The 15847-nt window shown below is 69.7% G+C and carries 14 protein-coding genes and 3 pseudogenes; 5 read left to right on the top strand and 12 right to left on the bottom strand.

The window, feature by feature from the left end:
- Window positions 1–10: 10 nt before the first annotated feature.
- From AC1UKG_RS05365 to AC1UKG_RS05350, 4 genes and pseudogenes are all read right to left on the bottom strand, one after another.
- Window positions 11–703 (bottom strand): VOC family protein, encoded by a 693-nt coding sequence (locus tag AC1UKG_RS05365; RefSeq protein ID WP_018744330.1) that lies wholly within the window; start codon window positions 701–703, stop codon window positions 11–13.
- Window positions 704–779: 76 nt separating this feature from the next.
- Window positions 780–2011, bottom strand: a pseudogene (locus AC1UKG_RS05360) (GTP-binding protein).
- Window positions 2008–2187, bottom strand: coding sequence for a 50S ribosomal protein L32 (rpmF, locus tag AC1UKG_RS05355; protein ID WP_026271383.1), 180 nt, complete (start codon window positions 2185–2187; stop codon window positions 2008–2010). Before rpmF ends, AC1UKG_RS05360 begins: the two are co-directional and overlap by 4 nt.
- Before the next feature lie 233 nt (window positions 2188–2420).
- Window positions 2421–2621: a hypothetical protein gene (locus AC1UKG_RS05350; protein ID WP_482642733.1), complete on the bottom strand. Its 201-nt coding sequence runs from the start codon at window positions 2619–2621 to the stop codon at window positions 2421–2423.
- Window positions 2622–2810: 189 nt separating this feature from the next.
- Here AC1UKG_RS05350 and AC1UKG_RS05345 point away from each other — a divergent pair.
- Both AC1UKG_RS05345 and AC1UKG_RS05340 read left to right on the top strand, forming a co-directional pair.
- Window positions 2811–3014, top strand: a pseudogene (locus AC1UKG_RS05345) (nuclear transport factor 2 family protein); the annotation flags it as partial.
- Between the two features lie 9 nt (window positions 3015–3023).
- Window positions 3024–3714: pseudogene (locus AC1UKG_RS05340) on the top strand (SDR family oxidoreductase).
- 169 nt (window positions 3715–3883) lie between these two features.
- Here AC1UKG_RS05340 and AC1UKG_RS05335 read toward each other — a convergent pair.
- Window positions 3884–6085 (bottom strand): transglycosylase domain-containing protein, encoded by a 2202-nt coding sequence (locus tag AC1UKG_RS05335; RefSeq protein ID WP_482642732.1) that lies wholly within the window; start codon window positions 6083–6085, stop codon window positions 3884–3886.
- 937 nt (window positions 6086–7022) lie between these two features.
- Between AC1UKG_RS05335 and AC1UKG_RS05330 the strand changes: the two genes are divergently transcribed.
- On the top strand, window positions 7023–8270 hold the full coding sequence (locus AC1UKG_RS05330; RefSeq protein ID WP_018814137.1) for a cytochrome P450: 1248 nt from the start codon (window positions 7023–7025) through the stop codon (window positions 8268–8270).
- Entirely contained in the window at window positions 8264–8458 is a 195-nt protein-coding gene (locus AC1UKG_RS05325; protein WP_018731723.1) for a ferredoxin, read from the top strand. The genes AC1UKG_RS05330 and AC1UKG_RS05325 overlap by 7 nt, the downstream gene beginning before the upstream one ends.
- 172 nt (window positions 8459–8630) lie before the next feature.
- Here AC1UKG_RS05325 and AC1UKG_RS05320 read toward each other — a convergent pair whose 3' ends face one another.
- The 4 genes from AC1UKG_RS05320 to AC1UKG_RS05305 form a co-directional block, all read right to left on the bottom strand.
- Window positions 8631–9443, bottom strand: a complete 813-nt coding sequence (locus AC1UKG_RS05320; protein WP_018744320.1) for a hypothetical protein — start codon at window positions 9441–9443, stop codon at window positions 8631–8633.
- A gap of 139 nt (window positions 9444–9582) precedes the next feature.
- Entirely contained in the window at window positions 9583–10692 is a 1110-nt protein-coding gene (locus AC1UKG_RS05315; RefSeq protein ID WP_018744319.1) for an SPFH domain-containing protein, read from the bottom strand.
- Between the two features lie 4 nt (window positions 10693–10696).
- Entirely contained in the window at window positions 10697–11167 is a 471-nt protein-coding gene (locus AC1UKG_RS05310; RefSeq protein WP_018744318.1) for an NfeD family protein, read from the bottom strand.
- 199 nt (window positions 11168–11366) lie between these two features.
- A complete protein-coding gene (locus AC1UKG_RS05305) occupies window positions 11367–12182 on the bottom strand; it encodes a DUF3097 domain-containing protein (protein ID WP_482642731.1) in 816 nt (271 codons plus the stop codon).
- 116 nt (window positions 12183–12298) lie between these two features.
- On the opposite strand from AC1UKG_RS05305, the gene AC1UKG_RS05300 reads away from it, so the two are divergent.
- Window positions 12299–13093 carry a hypothetical protein gene (locus AC1UKG_RS05300; RefSeq protein ID WP_018744316.1) on the top strand — a complete coding sequence of 265 codons (795 nt, stop codon included), beginning with the start codon at window positions 12299–12301 and terminating at the stop codon, window positions 13091–13093.
- A 62-nt stretch (window positions 13094–13155) separates the two neighbouring features.
- Here the strand turns inward: AC1UKG_RS05300 and AC1UKG_RS05295 are convergent, their stop codons facing one another.
- From AC1UKG_RS05295 to fabI, 3 genes are all read right to left on the bottom strand, one after another.
- Entirely contained in the window at window positions 13156–13935 is a 780-nt protein-coding gene (locus AC1UKG_RS05295; RefSeq protein ID WP_018731717.1) for an HAD-IIA family hydrolase, read from the bottom strand.
- A 34-nt stretch (window positions 13936–13969) separates the two neighbouring features.
- Complete coding sequence (locus AC1UKG_RS05290) at window positions 13970–15001, bottom strand: ferrochelatase (protein ID WP_018814136.1); 1032 nt, start codon at window positions 14999–15001, stop codon at window positions 13970–13972.
- Window positions 15002–15065: 64 nt separating this feature from the next.
- Window positions 15066–15833: an enoyl-ACP reductase FabI gene (gene fabI / locus AC1UKG_RS05285; protein WP_018744314.1), complete on the bottom strand. Its 768-nt coding sequence runs from the start codon at window positions 15831–15833 to the stop codon at window positions 15066–15068.
- Window positions 15834–15847 lie beyond the last annotated feature (14 nt).

The following is a 15847-nucleotide window of genomic DNA, read 5'->3' as shown; positions in this document are numbered from 1 at the left end:
CCGAGCGTGGTCATGGCGAGTCGACCGGCTGTAGCGGCAGCCCACCGATGGATTCCAGATCCAGGGGCGCGGTCAGACCCGACAGCTCGACCAGCCGGACGCCGTCGCCGTCGCCGTCCGACAACCGGATCCACGGGTCCGTACCGTCGAGGAGTGACTGCCAGGCCGCACGGGTGGCCGCTGGGACCGCGACGTGAACGCGCGCGACCGCGGTGGCTCCGTTGGCGTGCACGACCCGCTCCGGCCGGGCTGACGGCCGGTAGGCCGACATCGCGAACGGCAGGCTCGGGTCCTGTGGCACAGCGAGCTGCCAGCGCAGGGTGACGCCGTCCGGGGTCGCCCTGCGCATGTTCAGAATTCGGCTCATCGGCACGCCCGCGGCGACGAGCCGATCCCGTTCGGCACCGATCGACTCGTCGTCGGTCTCGACGGACACATCGATCCACGAACGGTCCTGTCCGGCCCACCGTTCCACCCGCCGCCGCAGGCCACGGCCGCCGTACAACTGGACCGCCCACCGTAGGGGCAGAGACAGCCGCGGAACCCGAACCAGCTCAATAAACGGACCCTCCTCGAACCAGATCAGCGCATTCGAACTACGGTCGGGCCGCCGACCGTACACGACCGTGAACCCGACCTGCTGGAACGCTCGCACAGCGGCGTGGATGTCATCCACCCGGTGCAGGATGTGGCTGCAACGCATGCGATTTCCCTACGAAGAAACGGTTAGGACTCGGACAATATGGTTACGAAATAGGGGTGATCATCGCCGACTTGACCTAGGCCTGGACCGGCTCGGCGTGTTCGTGTTCGTGTAGGTCACCCAAGTCCCACTCGGGAAACGGGTCGGGCAGTGCCCGCCACAAGGGTTCCCCGGCGGCGACCTCTGAATCGGTGAGCAGGCAGGCGGTCAGGGCAGCCCGCAGCCCTTCGCTGTCCAGGTTGACGCCGATGAGGACCAGTTCCTGCTGCCGGTCACCGAACACCGGATGCCAGCGAGACTCCAGGTCCGCCCGTTCGACCGGGTCCTCCGGCCACTCCCCAGACACCGCGATCGGCACGCCCGCCGGGTCGCACCGCCCGGACGCACCGGCCTGTGACCAGAGGGCCATCACGTCGGGCCGGCTGGCCAGCCACAGGAACCCTTTCGATCGCACCACTCCGAAGGTATCCAAGCCGTCGGCGAGCAGCTCCCACAGGCGCTGCGGGTGGAACGGCCGGTGGTCGCGGAACACGATGCTGGAGATGCCGTATTCCTCGGTCTCCGGCACGTGCTCGCCGTTGAGCTCAGCCACCCACCCGGGCGTGGTCTCCGCCCGCTCCAGGTCGAACCAGCCGGTATTGAGGATCATCGCTGGTGATACCCGGCCGTGCATTGCACGGACCTGACGGGCGGCCGGGTTGAGTCGGGTCAGCAGAGCCTCCACGACCGCCAGGTCCTCCGGGGCCAACAGATCGGTCTTGTTCACCACCAGCACATCGGCGAACTCGATCTGGTCAACCAGCAGGTCGGCGATGCTCCGGTCATCCCCCTCGTACGCGGCCAGGCCGCGCGACTCAAGCGTCTCCCCCGCCTCGATCCGAGCCAGCAGACCAGCGGCATCGACCACAGTGACCGTGGTATCCAACCGGGCCAGGTCGTCCAGGATCTGTCCGGCCTCCACGCCGAAGGCGAACGTGGCGGCCACCGGCATCGGTTCGGAGATCCCACTGGACTCGATCAGCAGATAGTCGAACCGGCCCAGGCGCGCCAGCCGCGCCACCTCGTCAAGCAGGTCGTCGCGCAGCGTGCAGCAGATGCAGCCGTTTGTCAGCTCCACCAGCCGCTCTTCGGTACGCGACAACGCACCGCCGTCGCGGACCAACGCGGCGTCAATGTTGATCTCACTCATGTCGTTGACGATCACCGCTACCCGCAGTCCGTCGCGGTTAGCCAAAACATGGTTGAGCAGGCTGGTCTTGCCAGCCCGAGGAACCCCGACAGCACCGTCACCGGCAGCCGGTCACTCACGGCGCATCCACCACCTGGCGCCCCTTGTACAGGCCGCAGTGCGTGCACGCCCGGTGCGGCACCACCATCTCCTTGCGTGGACAGGGGCAGGGGGTCAACTGCGGCACGCTCGCCTTCCACTGCGCCCGCCGGTGCCGGGTGTTCGACCGCGACATCTTCCGCTTTGGAACGGCCACGAGGATCTCCTTCTTCGACAGGTCGCACCAGAGCCTATCGGTAACGGTTGTCGTTTCCATAACCGCGGGTTCCGATCTTCGGCGTGAGGTGGGACACCGCGGCGGTCAGCTCGGCGCCTAGGAGCAGGTTCTGGGTCCCGCAGCGAGGGCGGCGGCTACTACCAGACCAGCAACGCGCCGAGCAGCGGACCGCACGTCCCCCGGATACCGACATCCGCCGCGCCACCGATGTGCTACACCGTGGTCGACCACCGCGAGCCCTGGGTGACCGGCGCGATCTGGAACGCGAAGGCGAGGATGACCGATGAGACCGGACCCTCGCCCGGTCGGCCGGTGCGGTCGAGCGCAGCGCGAAGCTGGCGGAGCCAATCCACGCCGAGCTGGCGCCCCTTGGGAAGTCGATCCGCTCGATCCCCACGCCATGCAGTGATCATCGCCAGCACCAGGATCCGGCACTCGCGGAGCAAACGATTGTCGACACCGGGATAGTGATCGCCGACCTCTTCGGGCACGTGGGCGAGGTCGAATTCGACCGGTCCCCGGCAGCACGTCTTTGTATGCCCGGAGCTCACCGCCCGCCGGGAGGTCCTCGGTGACCGTCTCACCATCTCGCTGAGGTAGGTTCTGGCCACATACCCCTCCGTGATGCGTACGCCGATCAATTCTCCGAAGGACGATGCCGCGCGGAGATCGCGGCCCGCATGGCGGAGGGTGACTGGATGATCGACCATGAGATGGCACACGGGCTGGCCGATGAGCCCATCCGTGTGCTGGCGGCATACCGGGTGCGGGCCGGCCGCATCGACCGCGTCCACCTCTTCGGCTGATGGAGTGTCCTGATGAGCAGATATGTGATTACCGGGGCCACTGGCGGCATCGGCGGAGCCGTCGCGGAGCTGCTGCATGAGCAGGGGCATCAACTGGTCTTGGTGGGTAGCCACCGCGGGCGTCTCGACGCAGCGGCTGGGCGGATGCGAGACCCTTGAGCTCGATCTGCTGGACGTGGAGGGCATCGCCGCGCATGGATCCGCGCTGGCCGCCGGAGACAGCCCCATCGATGGTCTCGTGCACAGCGCGGGTCTGGCCCAGCTGGGCTCCATCGCCGACGCCGAGGCCAACAGTTGGATGGAACAGTACAAAGTCAACGTGGCAGGCCCGGCTGAGCTGACCCGTTGTCTGTTGCCTGCGCTCCGGGCCGCGCGCGGCCACGTGGTCTTTGTCAACTCCGGTCAGGGCCTTCGCACCAGCCCCGGGTGGGGGGCATACTCCGCGAGCAAGCACGCGGCCCGCGCACTCGCGCAGGCGTTGCGCGCGGAGGAGGGCCCCCACGGAATTCGCGTGACGAGCGTCTACCCCGGCAGGACAGCCACCGAGATGCAGCGAGCCATCCATCGGCAGGAGGGCGCCCAGTACGTGGCGGACGCGTATATCCAGCCGCGCAGCGTAGCCCGGACCGTGTTGGCCGCGCTCATGTCGCCCCGTGACATGGAGATCACCGACGTGTCCGTCGCCGTTCCTGGTGCGTGACGTGCGACAGCAGCCCACCGCGGGGTTCCACCCGCACCATCAGCCCACGGCCGGTTGTCCCACGATCGCCTCGGTCAGACCTCGGTCATGCCATTCAGGCTCGGTGCATCGCCGACACCGGGCTGGGGAAGCGGGCGAAAGCGTCGCCCGTCACTCAGCCGGTGGAGCCTCAGCCACGGCCCTCAAGCCAGCGGCGCAACTCGGCGAAGGGACCACGGTCATCGCCGGGCTCCGGCTGCCCACGGTCCGGCTCAGGCCGTTCGACCGGGCGGCGCGGATCACCGACCAGTTCCCGGCTGGGCGCGACGAACGCCTGCTCCGGCTGCCCCTGCACGGCGGTGGAGATCACCTCGGCGACCGCGTCGATCACCTGCGCCTGCACCGCGCTGCCGACCGCATCGGTGGTGTCGTCGGGGTTCGCGGCGATGCCGGCGACCGCGACCTGCGGGGTGAAGCCGACGAAGCTCTCCGTGGCGTTCCCCTCTGAGCTGCCGGTCTTGCCGGCGACCGGCCGGCCATCCAGGATCCGGTCCACCGAGGTGGCGGTGCCGCCGTTGCACTGGTTGGTCGAGGACTGCTGGCCGACCGGGCAGCGGGCGGCATCGGTGGCGGCCCGCGCCACCTCCGCGTCGAGCACCCGCTCACAGGAGGATGCGACCGGCACCGCCGAGCCGTCCGGCGCAGTCACCGAGACCACCGGCAGCGGCTCGCAGTACGTTCCCTCGGCCGCGACGGTGGCGTACGCGTTGGCCAGGTCCAGCGGGGTGGCGGCGGCCACACCGAGGGTGAACGAACCCCAGTTCTCCGCGTTGTTCTCGGCGAACGCCGCGTCCGCGTCGGACCGGAAGGTGATGCCGAGGCGCTGCGCCATCTCCACCACCTTCTCCGGGCCGACCTGCTCGGAGAGCCAGACGAAGTATGTGTTCACCGAACGGCCGAAGCCGTCCCACATCATCCGGTAACCGTCCATCCACGCCGGGTTGGCGTTGCCCGGGCACCAGCGTCCGTCGCAGCTCGCGTCGCCCTCGGCCGGGTACCGGGTGGGCAGCTGGCTGGGCGCGTCGAAACCGGTGGCGAGGGGCATCCCCGCCTCCAGGGCGGCGAGCATGGTGAACAGCTTGAAGGTCGAACCGGCCTGGTAGCCGGCGATGCTGCCGCCGCCGGAGATGAGCGGGTTCACCGTGTTCGGGTAGTTCGGCTGCCCGGCCGGGTTCTCCGCCAGGCTGTAGTGCCGGTTCACCGCCATCGCGAGCACCCGGCCGGTGCCGGGCTCCACCGCCGCGAGCGGCAGCGCCCGCTCGTTGTCGTACCCGTAGACGCTGGTGACCTGCTGCTGCGCCGTCGCCTGCAGCTCCGGGTCCAGCGAGGTGACCACCGTGTAGCCGCCCCGGCGCAGCGCCTGCTCCCGCTCCTCGACGGTCTCCCCGAAGGCAGGCTGGGTGAGCCACCACTGGCGTACGTAGTCGCAGAAGAAGCCCCAGTCGTCCGCGCCGCCGGACGAGGCGGTGCAGCCGTTCGGCTGGGAGGTGGGACGCAACGTCAGCGGCTCCACCTTCGCGGTGGCGGCCTCGGCAGCGGTGATCTCGCCGGTGGCGACCATCGCGTCGAGCACGTATGCCCGCCGGTTTAGCGCCGCCTCCTGGTCGCCGTCGATCGGGTTGTACGCCTCGGGCGACTGCACCAGGCCGGCGAGCAGCGCCGACTCGCTGAGAGTCAGCTCCGCCGGGTTCTTGGCGAAGTACCGCTGGCTGGCCGCCGAGACGCCGTACGCGCCGGCGCCGAAGTAGGCGATGTTCAGGTAGCGGTTGAGGATCTCATCCTTGCTGAGCTGCTGCTCGAGCGCGTTGGCGTAGCGGATCTCCTGGAGCTTGCGCTCGACGGTCTGCGCGGTGGCGGCGGCGCGCTCCTCGGCCGTCAGCCCGGGATCGGTCTTGAGTACGTTACGGACGTACTGCATGGTCAGGGTCGAGCCGCCCTGCGAGGTCTCGCCGCCGGTCACGTTGGCGACCAGGGCTCGGGCCATCCCCCGCAGGTCCACGCCGCCGTGGTCGTAGAAGCGGCGATCCTCGGCTGCCACGATCGCCGCCTGCAGCGACGGCGCGATCTCGTCCAGCCCCACGTCGGTGCGGTTGACGTCGTAGAAGCTCGCGATCAGCGTCGTGCCGTCGTTGGCGTAGAGGTAGGAGCGCTGCGGGGTGGCGGGGGTCCGCAGCACGTCCGGCAGGGACGAGTAGCTCCCGAGCGCCGACCGGGCCGCGAACCCGAGCACCAGGTTGCCCGGCAGCACGGCGACCGCCAGGACGAGACCAGCGAGCAGGCCGGCGAGCAGCACGGTGAACAGCCGAGACAGCGGCGTACGGGGCAGGGCCATGGCGTCCAGGATTGCCAGGGAGGCGGCCTAGCAGCCAATCTGAGCGGCGACTGTCAGCCAATTCACCGGCTACTGCCAGCTGTTTCCCCACCTAACCGCCCCGGGTTGTCGCTTGGGTGGAGGAAACAGGCAGTGGGGAGCACTCCCCCGACAGCGCCCAGTCGCGACCTTCCGGAATGCCTCGTCATCAACCTTCGGCCGAGCGTCAGTGTGACCCGAACGCACCTACGACACCGATGCGACGTGCAGTTATTCTACCTTTCAGTGCAGTTATTCTGCCTTTCAATCTAAAAAGTAGAGTTTGACCTGTTTGAAAGTTTGATCAACACGATCCAGCATGATCACGCACCGGCGGATCCGCATCGAGTGGTGCGTGGCGGCCTCCCCGATCCGCCTGCCGCCGAGCCGCCCGCTTCCTGGCACGACCCGCCGCGATCGGACGCCCCAGAGCGGAAGGCACTGCTGGTCGACGTTCATCAGCGACTATGTCCGAACCACGGCCCCGGCCGATCCGCCACCTGGTGACGGCGTTGCGTCCCCCGCGATTCAGTGGACAGCCGTTGCGACACATCGCTTGATACGTCGCGTTCGCGACATGGATCATGTGCATCAGGCCCACCTCCACACCCCTCTTGTGGGGACCCGAGTGACGAAATGACGGACACGTTGGAAACGCATCCCCATCACACGGGGCAGCTCGCGGCGTCGAGTCCGCACCAGGAAGGAAAAGTGTGACTGTGCTCCAGGTAACACACACCGGCTGCGCCACTGACGGCGACCGATTCCGACGGCCGCCGACGGGCACCCGCCCACCCTGTTACCGCATCTAGGCAGCCCATGCCGACGGAGCCCGGGCGCTGTCGCTGCCGTGCGCCACCACGCACCGCGTCCGGAGCCAACGGAGGAACCTCATCCCGATCCCCCATGGAGAATCCATATGTCGTCGCACTCTGCCGCCGCACCCGACCCCGAGACCGCCACACCGCTGCACACGCTGGCACCCGAACTCACGTTCCCCCAGTTCGAGCGAGCCACGCCGTTCGACCCCCCGGAGGCCTACACCGAGCTCAGCGGCCGCTGCCCGGTGGCACCGGTCAGGATGGCCGACGGAAAGCCATCGTGGCTGATCACCAGCTTCGAAGGGGTCCGCGCGGCACTCAGCGACCCTCGCCTCAGTTCCGACATGTCGCATCCAGGCTTTCCCAACCGGACTGGCAAACCGGTCGACGACCTCCTCAAGGACACGCTCGGCGCCATGGACGGCGAGCGGCACAGGTACTACCGCCGCATGTTGACCGGCGAGCTCACTGTCCGGCGGGCGAAGGCCATGCGGCCGGTCATCACCCAGATCACCGACGAGGCACTCGACCAGCTGGCAGCGGCCGGGCCCGGCGCTGACCTCGTCACGCATGTCGCGCTCGTAGTTCCGTCGCGGGTGGCCTGCCACCTCGTCGGCATCCCGTTGAGCGAATACGAACTGTTCACCGGCATGGCGGCCAAGCTGATGGACTCGACCAGCAGCGCCGATCAGATCGCCGCCCTGCAGGACATGGTCTCCTACTTCGACACGTTGGTGACCGACCGGGAGCACCACGACCGAGATGACCTGCTGGGACACATGGTGCGCCGCTACCTGGCCACCGGCGAGCTGGACCGGGAAATGCTGATTAGGCTGGCCTGGACCACCATGGCCGCTGGGCAGGAGACCACAGCGCACATGATCGGTTTGGGCGTCGCGGCGCTGCTACGCCATCCCGACCAGCTCGAACTGCTGCGGCGCGAGCCCCACCTGATGCCCGGGGCGGTGGACGAGCTGATGCGCTACCTGCCCATGATCCAATTCGGCATACCCCGGGTGGCCATGGACGACGTGGAGGTCGACGGCCAAACAGTGACTGCGGGCGAGGGGGTGGTGGCCCTGCCACCCCTCGCCAACCGCGATCCCGCGGTGTTCGAACGGCCGGACGAACTGGATGTGCGACGCAACGCACGCCAGCATCTGTCCTTCGGCTACGGCCCCCACCAGTGTCCGGCCCACGCCCTGGCCCGGCTGGAGCTCGAGGTGGTCTACGGCCGGTTGCTGGAACGCTTTCCCACCCTGCGCCTCGCCGACAGCGACGCCGACCTGAAGGTGCAGGACGAGGACATCATGTACCGCGTGTCAGAGTTGGCGGTGGCGTGGTGAGGGTGAACCTCGACCGTGACCGATGCTACGGCCTCGGACAGTGCGTTCTCGCCGCTCCGGACGTCTTCGACCAGGACGACGAAGGCATCGCTTGGCTACTCGTGGAAGAGCCGCGACCCGAGCAGCACGACGAGGTCCGGCAGGCGGCGCTGGCCTGCCCCCGTCAGGCCATCGGTGTGGCCGACTAACCACGGCCGCCACGTCTGACCCGGGCTTCCACCGCCCACCCGAACCGCCGCCTGTTCGCATCCAGATCGAATACGCGGCGGTTCGGAGGTCGGCACCGGGGGTGCCACGAAGCGATCTCAACGTCCGGATCAGCCACCTGTCGGATCCCGCGTGATCCCCGGTCGAAGCAGGTCAGCCGGCGGCCAATGGTCCGCCGGTTCCGGCCGGGCCGCCGGCAGTCGGCGCGGCCGTGGGCAGACTGGCGTTGGCGGCGTCGCGAATGATGTCGCGGGGCAGCAGGCGGCCGGAACGGTAGCCGATGCCGATGCCGGCGATCAGTGCGAAGATCGCGCCGAAGGTCTGCAACGAACCGATCAGCGAACCCGCCAGGCCGAGCAGCGGCGCCGCGATCATCAACATCACACCGTCGCCGATGCTGAACATGCCGGAACGGGCGACCGCCCATCCGGTGGCCAGCCAACCCAGGCCGTAGCAGGCGGAGCCGACCAGAACCACGACCCGGGCGGTGGTGCCGAAGACCGGCGTCTGCGCGGCCAAGCCGGCGAACGGCAACATCAACACCAGGCCCGTGATACTGAGCAGGAGCCCGGTCACCGCGGCCCGTCGGCTCCGGGTCGCCGCCAGCAGACCAGCCAGCGCGAGTACCGCGAGCAGTCCCAGCCAGGTCGCCAGCAACCAGCCCACCAGGTATAGCGGGCGGCCGTCGCTTGGGTACGGCGCGTTGCCGATGCCCCGGTCGCTCGCCATCGCGACGATCCCGTAGAGGATCGCGTACGCGGGCAGCAGCCACACCGCCGCGCGGGCCAGCCGACGGATCGACCACGCCCAGGTCGCGTCGGTAGCCGGCGCGCCCGGCGGCGGGTCCCCGATGAACGGCAACACGCCGAATCCGCCGCCGGCGCGGCGGGTGCCCAGTGGCGCGATCGGGTCGTGCGCCCCCACGTCCGCCGCCGCGGAGTGGCGTTGCCTGTCCGCCTTCTTCATCCGTCACCTCGCTCCGCCCGAGCGGTGCGGGACGCGCTGAGGCGCCCCGAAACCTGGTCACCGCCCGCCTTACGACCGATGGTGGCAGGCACCGGAGCGCTACATGAGGGGTTCTCGCGTTATCGCGCGAGGTCGACGGTCAGCCCCGCTCGCGCTGCTCGGTGGAGTCGTTCAGCAGGTTCTCCGCGCGGACCGGCTCGGGCGCGGGCAGCCCCTTCGGCTCCGCACCTCCGGCGGCCTGCGCCTCGGCGACGCGTGCCTCGTCGTGGACCTGCCGCGCGGCGTCCGCGGCGGCCCGTGCGGCCTCGTCGGCCTCCCGCTCGACCTGGCTGGCCCCGTCGGAGGCCTCCGGTGACGGTGCGTCACCGACCATCTGGCTCAGGCCCCCCAACGCGCCGCCCATGCCCTCCAGCGCCTTGGTCAGCTCGGCCGGAACGATCCAGACCTTGTTGGCGGAGCCGTTCGCGATCTGCGGTAGCGCCTGCAGGTACTGGTAGGCGAGCACCTTCTGGCTCGGGTTCGCCTGGTGGATGGCGTCGAAGACGGTCCGGACCGCCTTCGCCTGCCCCTCGGCCTCCAGGATGCGGGCCTGCCGGTCACCGTCGGCGCGCAACACCGCCGCCTGCTTCTCGCCCTCGGCGGTGAGGATCTGCGACTCCTTGTGCCCCTCGGCGTTGAGGATCGCGGCCCGACGGTCCCGCTCGGCGCGCATCTGCTTCTCCATCGAGTCCCGGATGCTCGGCGGCGGCTCGATCGCCTTGATCTCCACCCGGGTCACCTTGATGCCCCAGCGGCCGGTGGTCTCGTCCAGCACACCGGAGAGGTGCCGGTTGATCTCCTCCCGGCTGGTCAACGCCCGCTCCAGATCGAGCGAGCCGATGACATTACGCAGCGTGGTCACCGTGAGCTGCTCGATCGCCTGCAGGAAGTTCGAGATCTCGTACGTGGCGCGGACCGAGTCCACCACCTTGAAATAGAGCACGGTGTCGATCGACACCACCAGGTTGTCCGAGGTGATGACCGGCTGCGGCGGGAAGCTGACCACCTGCTCCCGCATATCGACCTTGGTGCGCACCGAATCGATGAAGGGCACCAGCAGGTTCAGCCCCGGGTCCAGGGTGCGCTTGTATCGGCCGAGCCGCTCCACCACGTCCTGGCGCTGCTGCGGCACGATCCGCACCGCCTGGGCCAGGGTCACCACGCCGATTATCGCCAGAGCAATCAATAGGACCGGCAACAGGAAGTCCATCTACTCACCTTTTCGTCTCAGGTAGCTCGCCGGGCCGGGAAACATCATCCCGCCACACCTGCGCGGTCGCGCCGCGCACCTGGATCACCTGCACCTGGTCCCCCGGCGCGAAAACCTGGGTCGCATCGTAGGAACGGGCCTGCCACAACTCGCCGTCGATTTTGACGAGCCCGTTGTGGGCGTCGACCCGCTCCAACACGAGGGCCGCGCTCCCCTCGATCGCGCCGACACCGAATGGTGATTCCTCGGTCGAGGTGAGGGTAATCCGACGCCGCAACGCCGGACGGGCGCCCAGCACGGTCAGCGCCGAGACCACGGCGAAGACAACCGCCTGGATCTCCACGGGCGCCCCGAGCGCGGCTGCGCCGGCAGCCGCGAACGCCCCGACCGCAAACATGATCAGGAACAGCGTCGTCGTAAAGATCTCGGCGACGGCGAGCACCGCCCCGACGACAATCCACAGCACCGCGTCCACACCACGATCGTGACACGCCGGTGCACGTGTCATCGAATTGCCAACTCGCCGTAGCCCGGCAGCACGTGTTCACACCCGCCCCGGTCGGATCTCTAACCCGAACCGGGTCAGCCCGGAACGCCCACCGGAATCGGACGAACCCGCTGGCTCAGGGCGCCGCCGCCGGGCTCGGCTAACGCCTGACTCCAGCGCCGCCGACTCAGGGCGCCGGCTCGGTGACGAAATCGATCAACCGCTCCATCGAATTGATCAACGGCGTCTCGACGTCGGCGAAAGAATTCACCCGGGACAGGATCCGCCGCCACAACTCGGCGGGTTCGGCCACCCCGAGCGCCGCACAGACCCCCTCCTTCCAGGGCTGCCCGGGCGGCACCACCGGCCAGGCCGAGATGTGCAGTGCGGCCGGCCGTACCGCCTGCCACACGTCCACGTAGGGATGCCCGGTCACCAGCACATGCGGCGAGCTCACCCGGGCCACCAGCCGACTCTCCTTGGAACCGGGGACAAGGTGATCAACAAGTATGCCGAGCCGCCGGCCCGGGCCGGGGGCGAAATCGCGTACCCGGACGTCGAGCTCGTCGATCCCGTCCAGCGGCTCCACCACCACCCCCTCGACGCGCAGGTCGTCGCCCCAGATCCGCTCCACCAGGGCGGCGTCGTGCACCCCCTCCACCCAGATCCGGCTCGCCTTCGCCACCTGGGCGCGGACGTTGTCGACGGCAATCGAGCCGGAGGCGGTCCGTCGCCGAGCCGCCGGCACCGCGGGACGGGAGGGGCGACGCAGCGTCACCGGCTCCCCATCAAGCAGGAACGCCGCCGGTAGCAGGGGAAAGGTACGCCGCCGTCGGTGCCGGTCCTCAAGCAGCACCGCGCCGGCCTCAAACCCGACCACCGCGCCGCAGAACCCCGAGTCGGCGTCCTCGACCACCAGGTCGAGCTCCGCGGCCACCTCCGGGATGACCCGGCGCCGCCGCCAGTCCCCCGCCAACACGTCATGGTCGTAACGCCCTGCCATGCTGATCAAGCTAGCCCCAGCGGGCCCCCGCCACCGACCCGGCACGCCGGTCGGGGTGCGGGACGGCTGGGGCGGCAGCCGAGACAGAGGTGGGCGGGAGGACGTACCCTTTCGGCATGTCCACCCCCGCAGCGGGCGCGGTCACTGCCGTGCCACGCCGGTCCAGCCGGTTCGTTGCCTGGGTGCGCGCGTGGCGTGCCGGGCTGGTGCCGTTCGACGAGGTCGCCGACGCCATCGCCGGTGACGAGGAGCACCTGGTCGCCGACGCACCCGGGACCTGGACCGATGTCGCCCTACCCGAGGCGCTGCCCACGCTCGCCAAGCTCTCGCCCGACGTGATCCGCTTGGTGCTGCCCGCGCCCGGTGACCCCCGCGGACTGCCCGGCCCGGGTGACTTCGCCGGTGCCGCTCTCCTCACGGGCGAGGGGGTGGTCGCTGGTTCACTCGGCCTGGTCCCGCAGCTGCGCACGCACACCTCCGGCTCCGGGGATGTCTTCGAGACCGTGCTGTGGCGGGTCTACCCGCTGCCGGCCGACGCGCCGGCCGCATCACTCCATCTCCCCGGCGCGGCGGAGGCAGAGGCGGAGCTCGCCGCCGCCCTCGCCGAGACCACTGCCACGCTGACCCGGCTCGACGTGGCCCAGTGGCGGCCGGAGCTGGCCGGGGCGTTGGAGGCGCTGCGCCGCCCCGACGGCACCACCGACCTGCCGCCCGGCTTCGACCCCCGCGCCCGCCGGCTCTTCGCCCGCGCCGCCGTGCTGGATCGGGTACTCGCCCTGGCGGGGCAGACCGCCCCGGGGGGCGCGGTCAACAACTACGAGGCCCAGCAGCGCGACGCGGCGCTGCGCCCGTTGACCAGCGCCTGTCGACAGGCGCTGGCCGCCGCCTGCAACGCCCCGCTACGCCCGTAACGGGGCGCGGGTAGCCCGCCCCGGGCCGCCGCACCGCCCGGCCGCCACCGCGGCGGCCGGCCTCAGATCTCGTCGATCAGGTCAGCCACCGAGGCCACGATCCGCGACGGCCGGTACGGGTAGCGCTCGGCCTCCGTCCGGCTGCTGATGCCGGTGAGCACCAGGATCGTCTCCAACCCCGCTTCCAGCCCGCAGAGGATGTCGGTGTCCATTCGGTCGCCGATCATCGCCGTGGACTCGGAGTGCGCGTCGATGGTGTTCAACGCCGACCGCATCATCATCGGATTCGGCTTCCCGACGAAGTACGGCTCCACGCCCGTCGCCTTCGACACCATCGCGGCGACCGAACCGGCGGCAGGCAGCGCGCCCTCCATCGACGGGCCGGTCACGTCGGGGTTCGTGCAGATGAACCGGGCCCCGTCGTTGATCAGCCGGATCGCCTTGGTGATCGCCTCGAAGCTGTAGGTACGGGTCTCCCCCAGCACCACATAGTCCGGTGCGAAGTCACTGAGCACGTAGCCGACCGCGTGCAGCGCCGTGGTCAGCCCCGCTTCGCCGATCACGTACGCGGTGCCGCCCGGCCGCTGATCGGCCAGGAACTGCGCGGTGGCCAACGCGGACGACCAGATCGCGGACTCTGGCACGTCCAGCCCCATCCGAACCAGCCGGGCCTGTAGATCGCGCGGCGTGTAGATGGAGTTGTTGGTCAACACCAGGAACGGCCTACCGGAGGAGCGCAGCCGGGCGATGAACTCCGGCGCGCCGGGCACCGGCTGGCCCTCGTGCACCAGCACCCCGTCCATGTCGGTGAGCCAGCTCTGGACGGGCTTACGATCATTCATCTCTCGGATCCCTGGTGTCGGGCCGCCGAAGCGGTCAGGAGGGGCGGCGGGCCGGAACGCAGCAGGCTGTCGGGCAGGTGTCCCACATCGGCAGGTCACCGAGGCGCCGGCGCAACGTCGCGCCAGCCGGATCGACCCGTTCCCGGACCAGCTCGCGCACCATCGCCACGAACCGGGGATCGGTGCCCGGCGTGGCGGCGCGAACAAAGTCCAGACCGAGCTGCTTGGCGGTCTCCCGGGCTTCGGTGTCCAGATCCCACACCACCTCGAGGTGGTCGGAGACGAACCCGATCGGGCTGACCACCACCCCGGTGACGCCCTGCCCGGGCAACTCCGCCAGGTGGTCGTTGACGTCCGGCTCCAGCCAGGGTACCTGTGGGGGCCCGGAACGACTCTGCCATGCCAGGTCGTAGGCGAGGTCGGGGGCCGCGGCGGCGTGCACCAGCCGAGCGGTCTCCGCCAACTGCGCCTCGTACCGGCCACCGTGCGGGCCGGCGGCTGCCGCCGCGGAGGTGGGAATCGAGTGGGCGGTGAAGACGATCCGGGTGCTGTCCCGTCGCGCCGGGTCCACCTGGGCCAACGCCGTCCGCACCGCATCGACGTGCGGCTCGACGAACCCGGGGTGGTCCCAGAACTGGCGCAGCTTCTCGATCACCGGCGCGTCCGGGCCGACCGCCGCCCGGGCCGCGGCGATGTCCTCCTGGTACTGCCGGCAGGAGGAGTATCCGCCGAGGGCACTGGTCACGAAGGCCAGGGCCCGCTCGACCCCGTCGTCGCGCATCTGCGCCACGGTGTCGGCGAGCATCGGGTCCCAGTTCCGGTTGCCCCAGTAGACCGGCAGGTCAACACCGTTGGCGGCGAAGTCGTCCCGAACCGCGGCAAGCAGCTCCCGGCACTGCTGGTTGATCGGCGACACCCCGCCGAAGTGCTGGTAGTGCTCGGCGACCTCGGCCAACCGTTCCGGCGGCACACCCCGGCCCCGGGTCACGTTCTGCAGGAACGGCATCACGTCCTCGGGCCGCTCGGGCCCGCCGAAAGAAACCAGCACCACCGCGTCGTACGCCATGGCCCCATTCTTCCCCGCAGCCTCGGTGACCTTACGACGGCCCCGGCCGGGGCCGTCGGCCGGATCAGGCGCCGATGGCGTGGTAGCCGCCGTCGACGTGGACGATCTCGCCGGTGGTCGCTGGGAACCAGTCGGAGAGCAGCGCCAGACAGGCTCGGGCGGCCGGCTCGGAGTCGGTGAGGTTCCACCCCAACGGTGCCCGCGCCGACCAGGCGTCCTCGAACTGCCCGAAGCCCGGGATCGACTTCGCGGCGATGGTCCGCAGCGGCCCGGCCGCGACCAGGTTGCTGCGGATGCCCTTCGGGCCCAGGTGCAGGGCCAGATAGCGGCTGGCGGACTCCAGGCCTGCTTTGGCGACGCCCATCCAGTCGTACACCGGCCACGCCTTGGTGGCGTCGAAGGTGAGCCCGACCACCGAGCCTCCCGACGCCATCAGCGGCAGCGCCGCGGTGGCGAGGGCCTGGTACGAGTAGGTCGAGACGTGCACGGCCGTCGCGACGTCCTCCCAGGGCGCGTCGAGAAAGCCACCGCCGAGGCAGCTCTGCGGGGCGAAGCCGATGGAGTGGACGATCCCATCGAGGCCGTCGACGTGCTCCCGGACCCGGTCGCCGAGCCCGGCGAGGTGCTCGCGGTTGGTCACGTCCAGTTCGATTACCGGAGCTGGCTCGGGTAGCCGCTTGGCGATCCGCTCGACCAGGGAGAGCCGACCGTAGCCGGTGAGCACCACCTGCGCGCCGTTCTCCTGGGCGAGGCGGGCCACCGAGAAGGCGATCGAGGCGTCGGTGATGACGCCGGTGACCAGCAGCCGTTTACCGGCGAGCAATCCTGACATGTCGATGTCTCCTC

The sequence above is a fragment of the Salinispora sp. CH2A1_6 genome (assembly GCF_056820975.1).
Note: the sequence above shows the minus strand (reverse complement) of the source record. Positions and strands in the feature narration are given on the sequence as shown.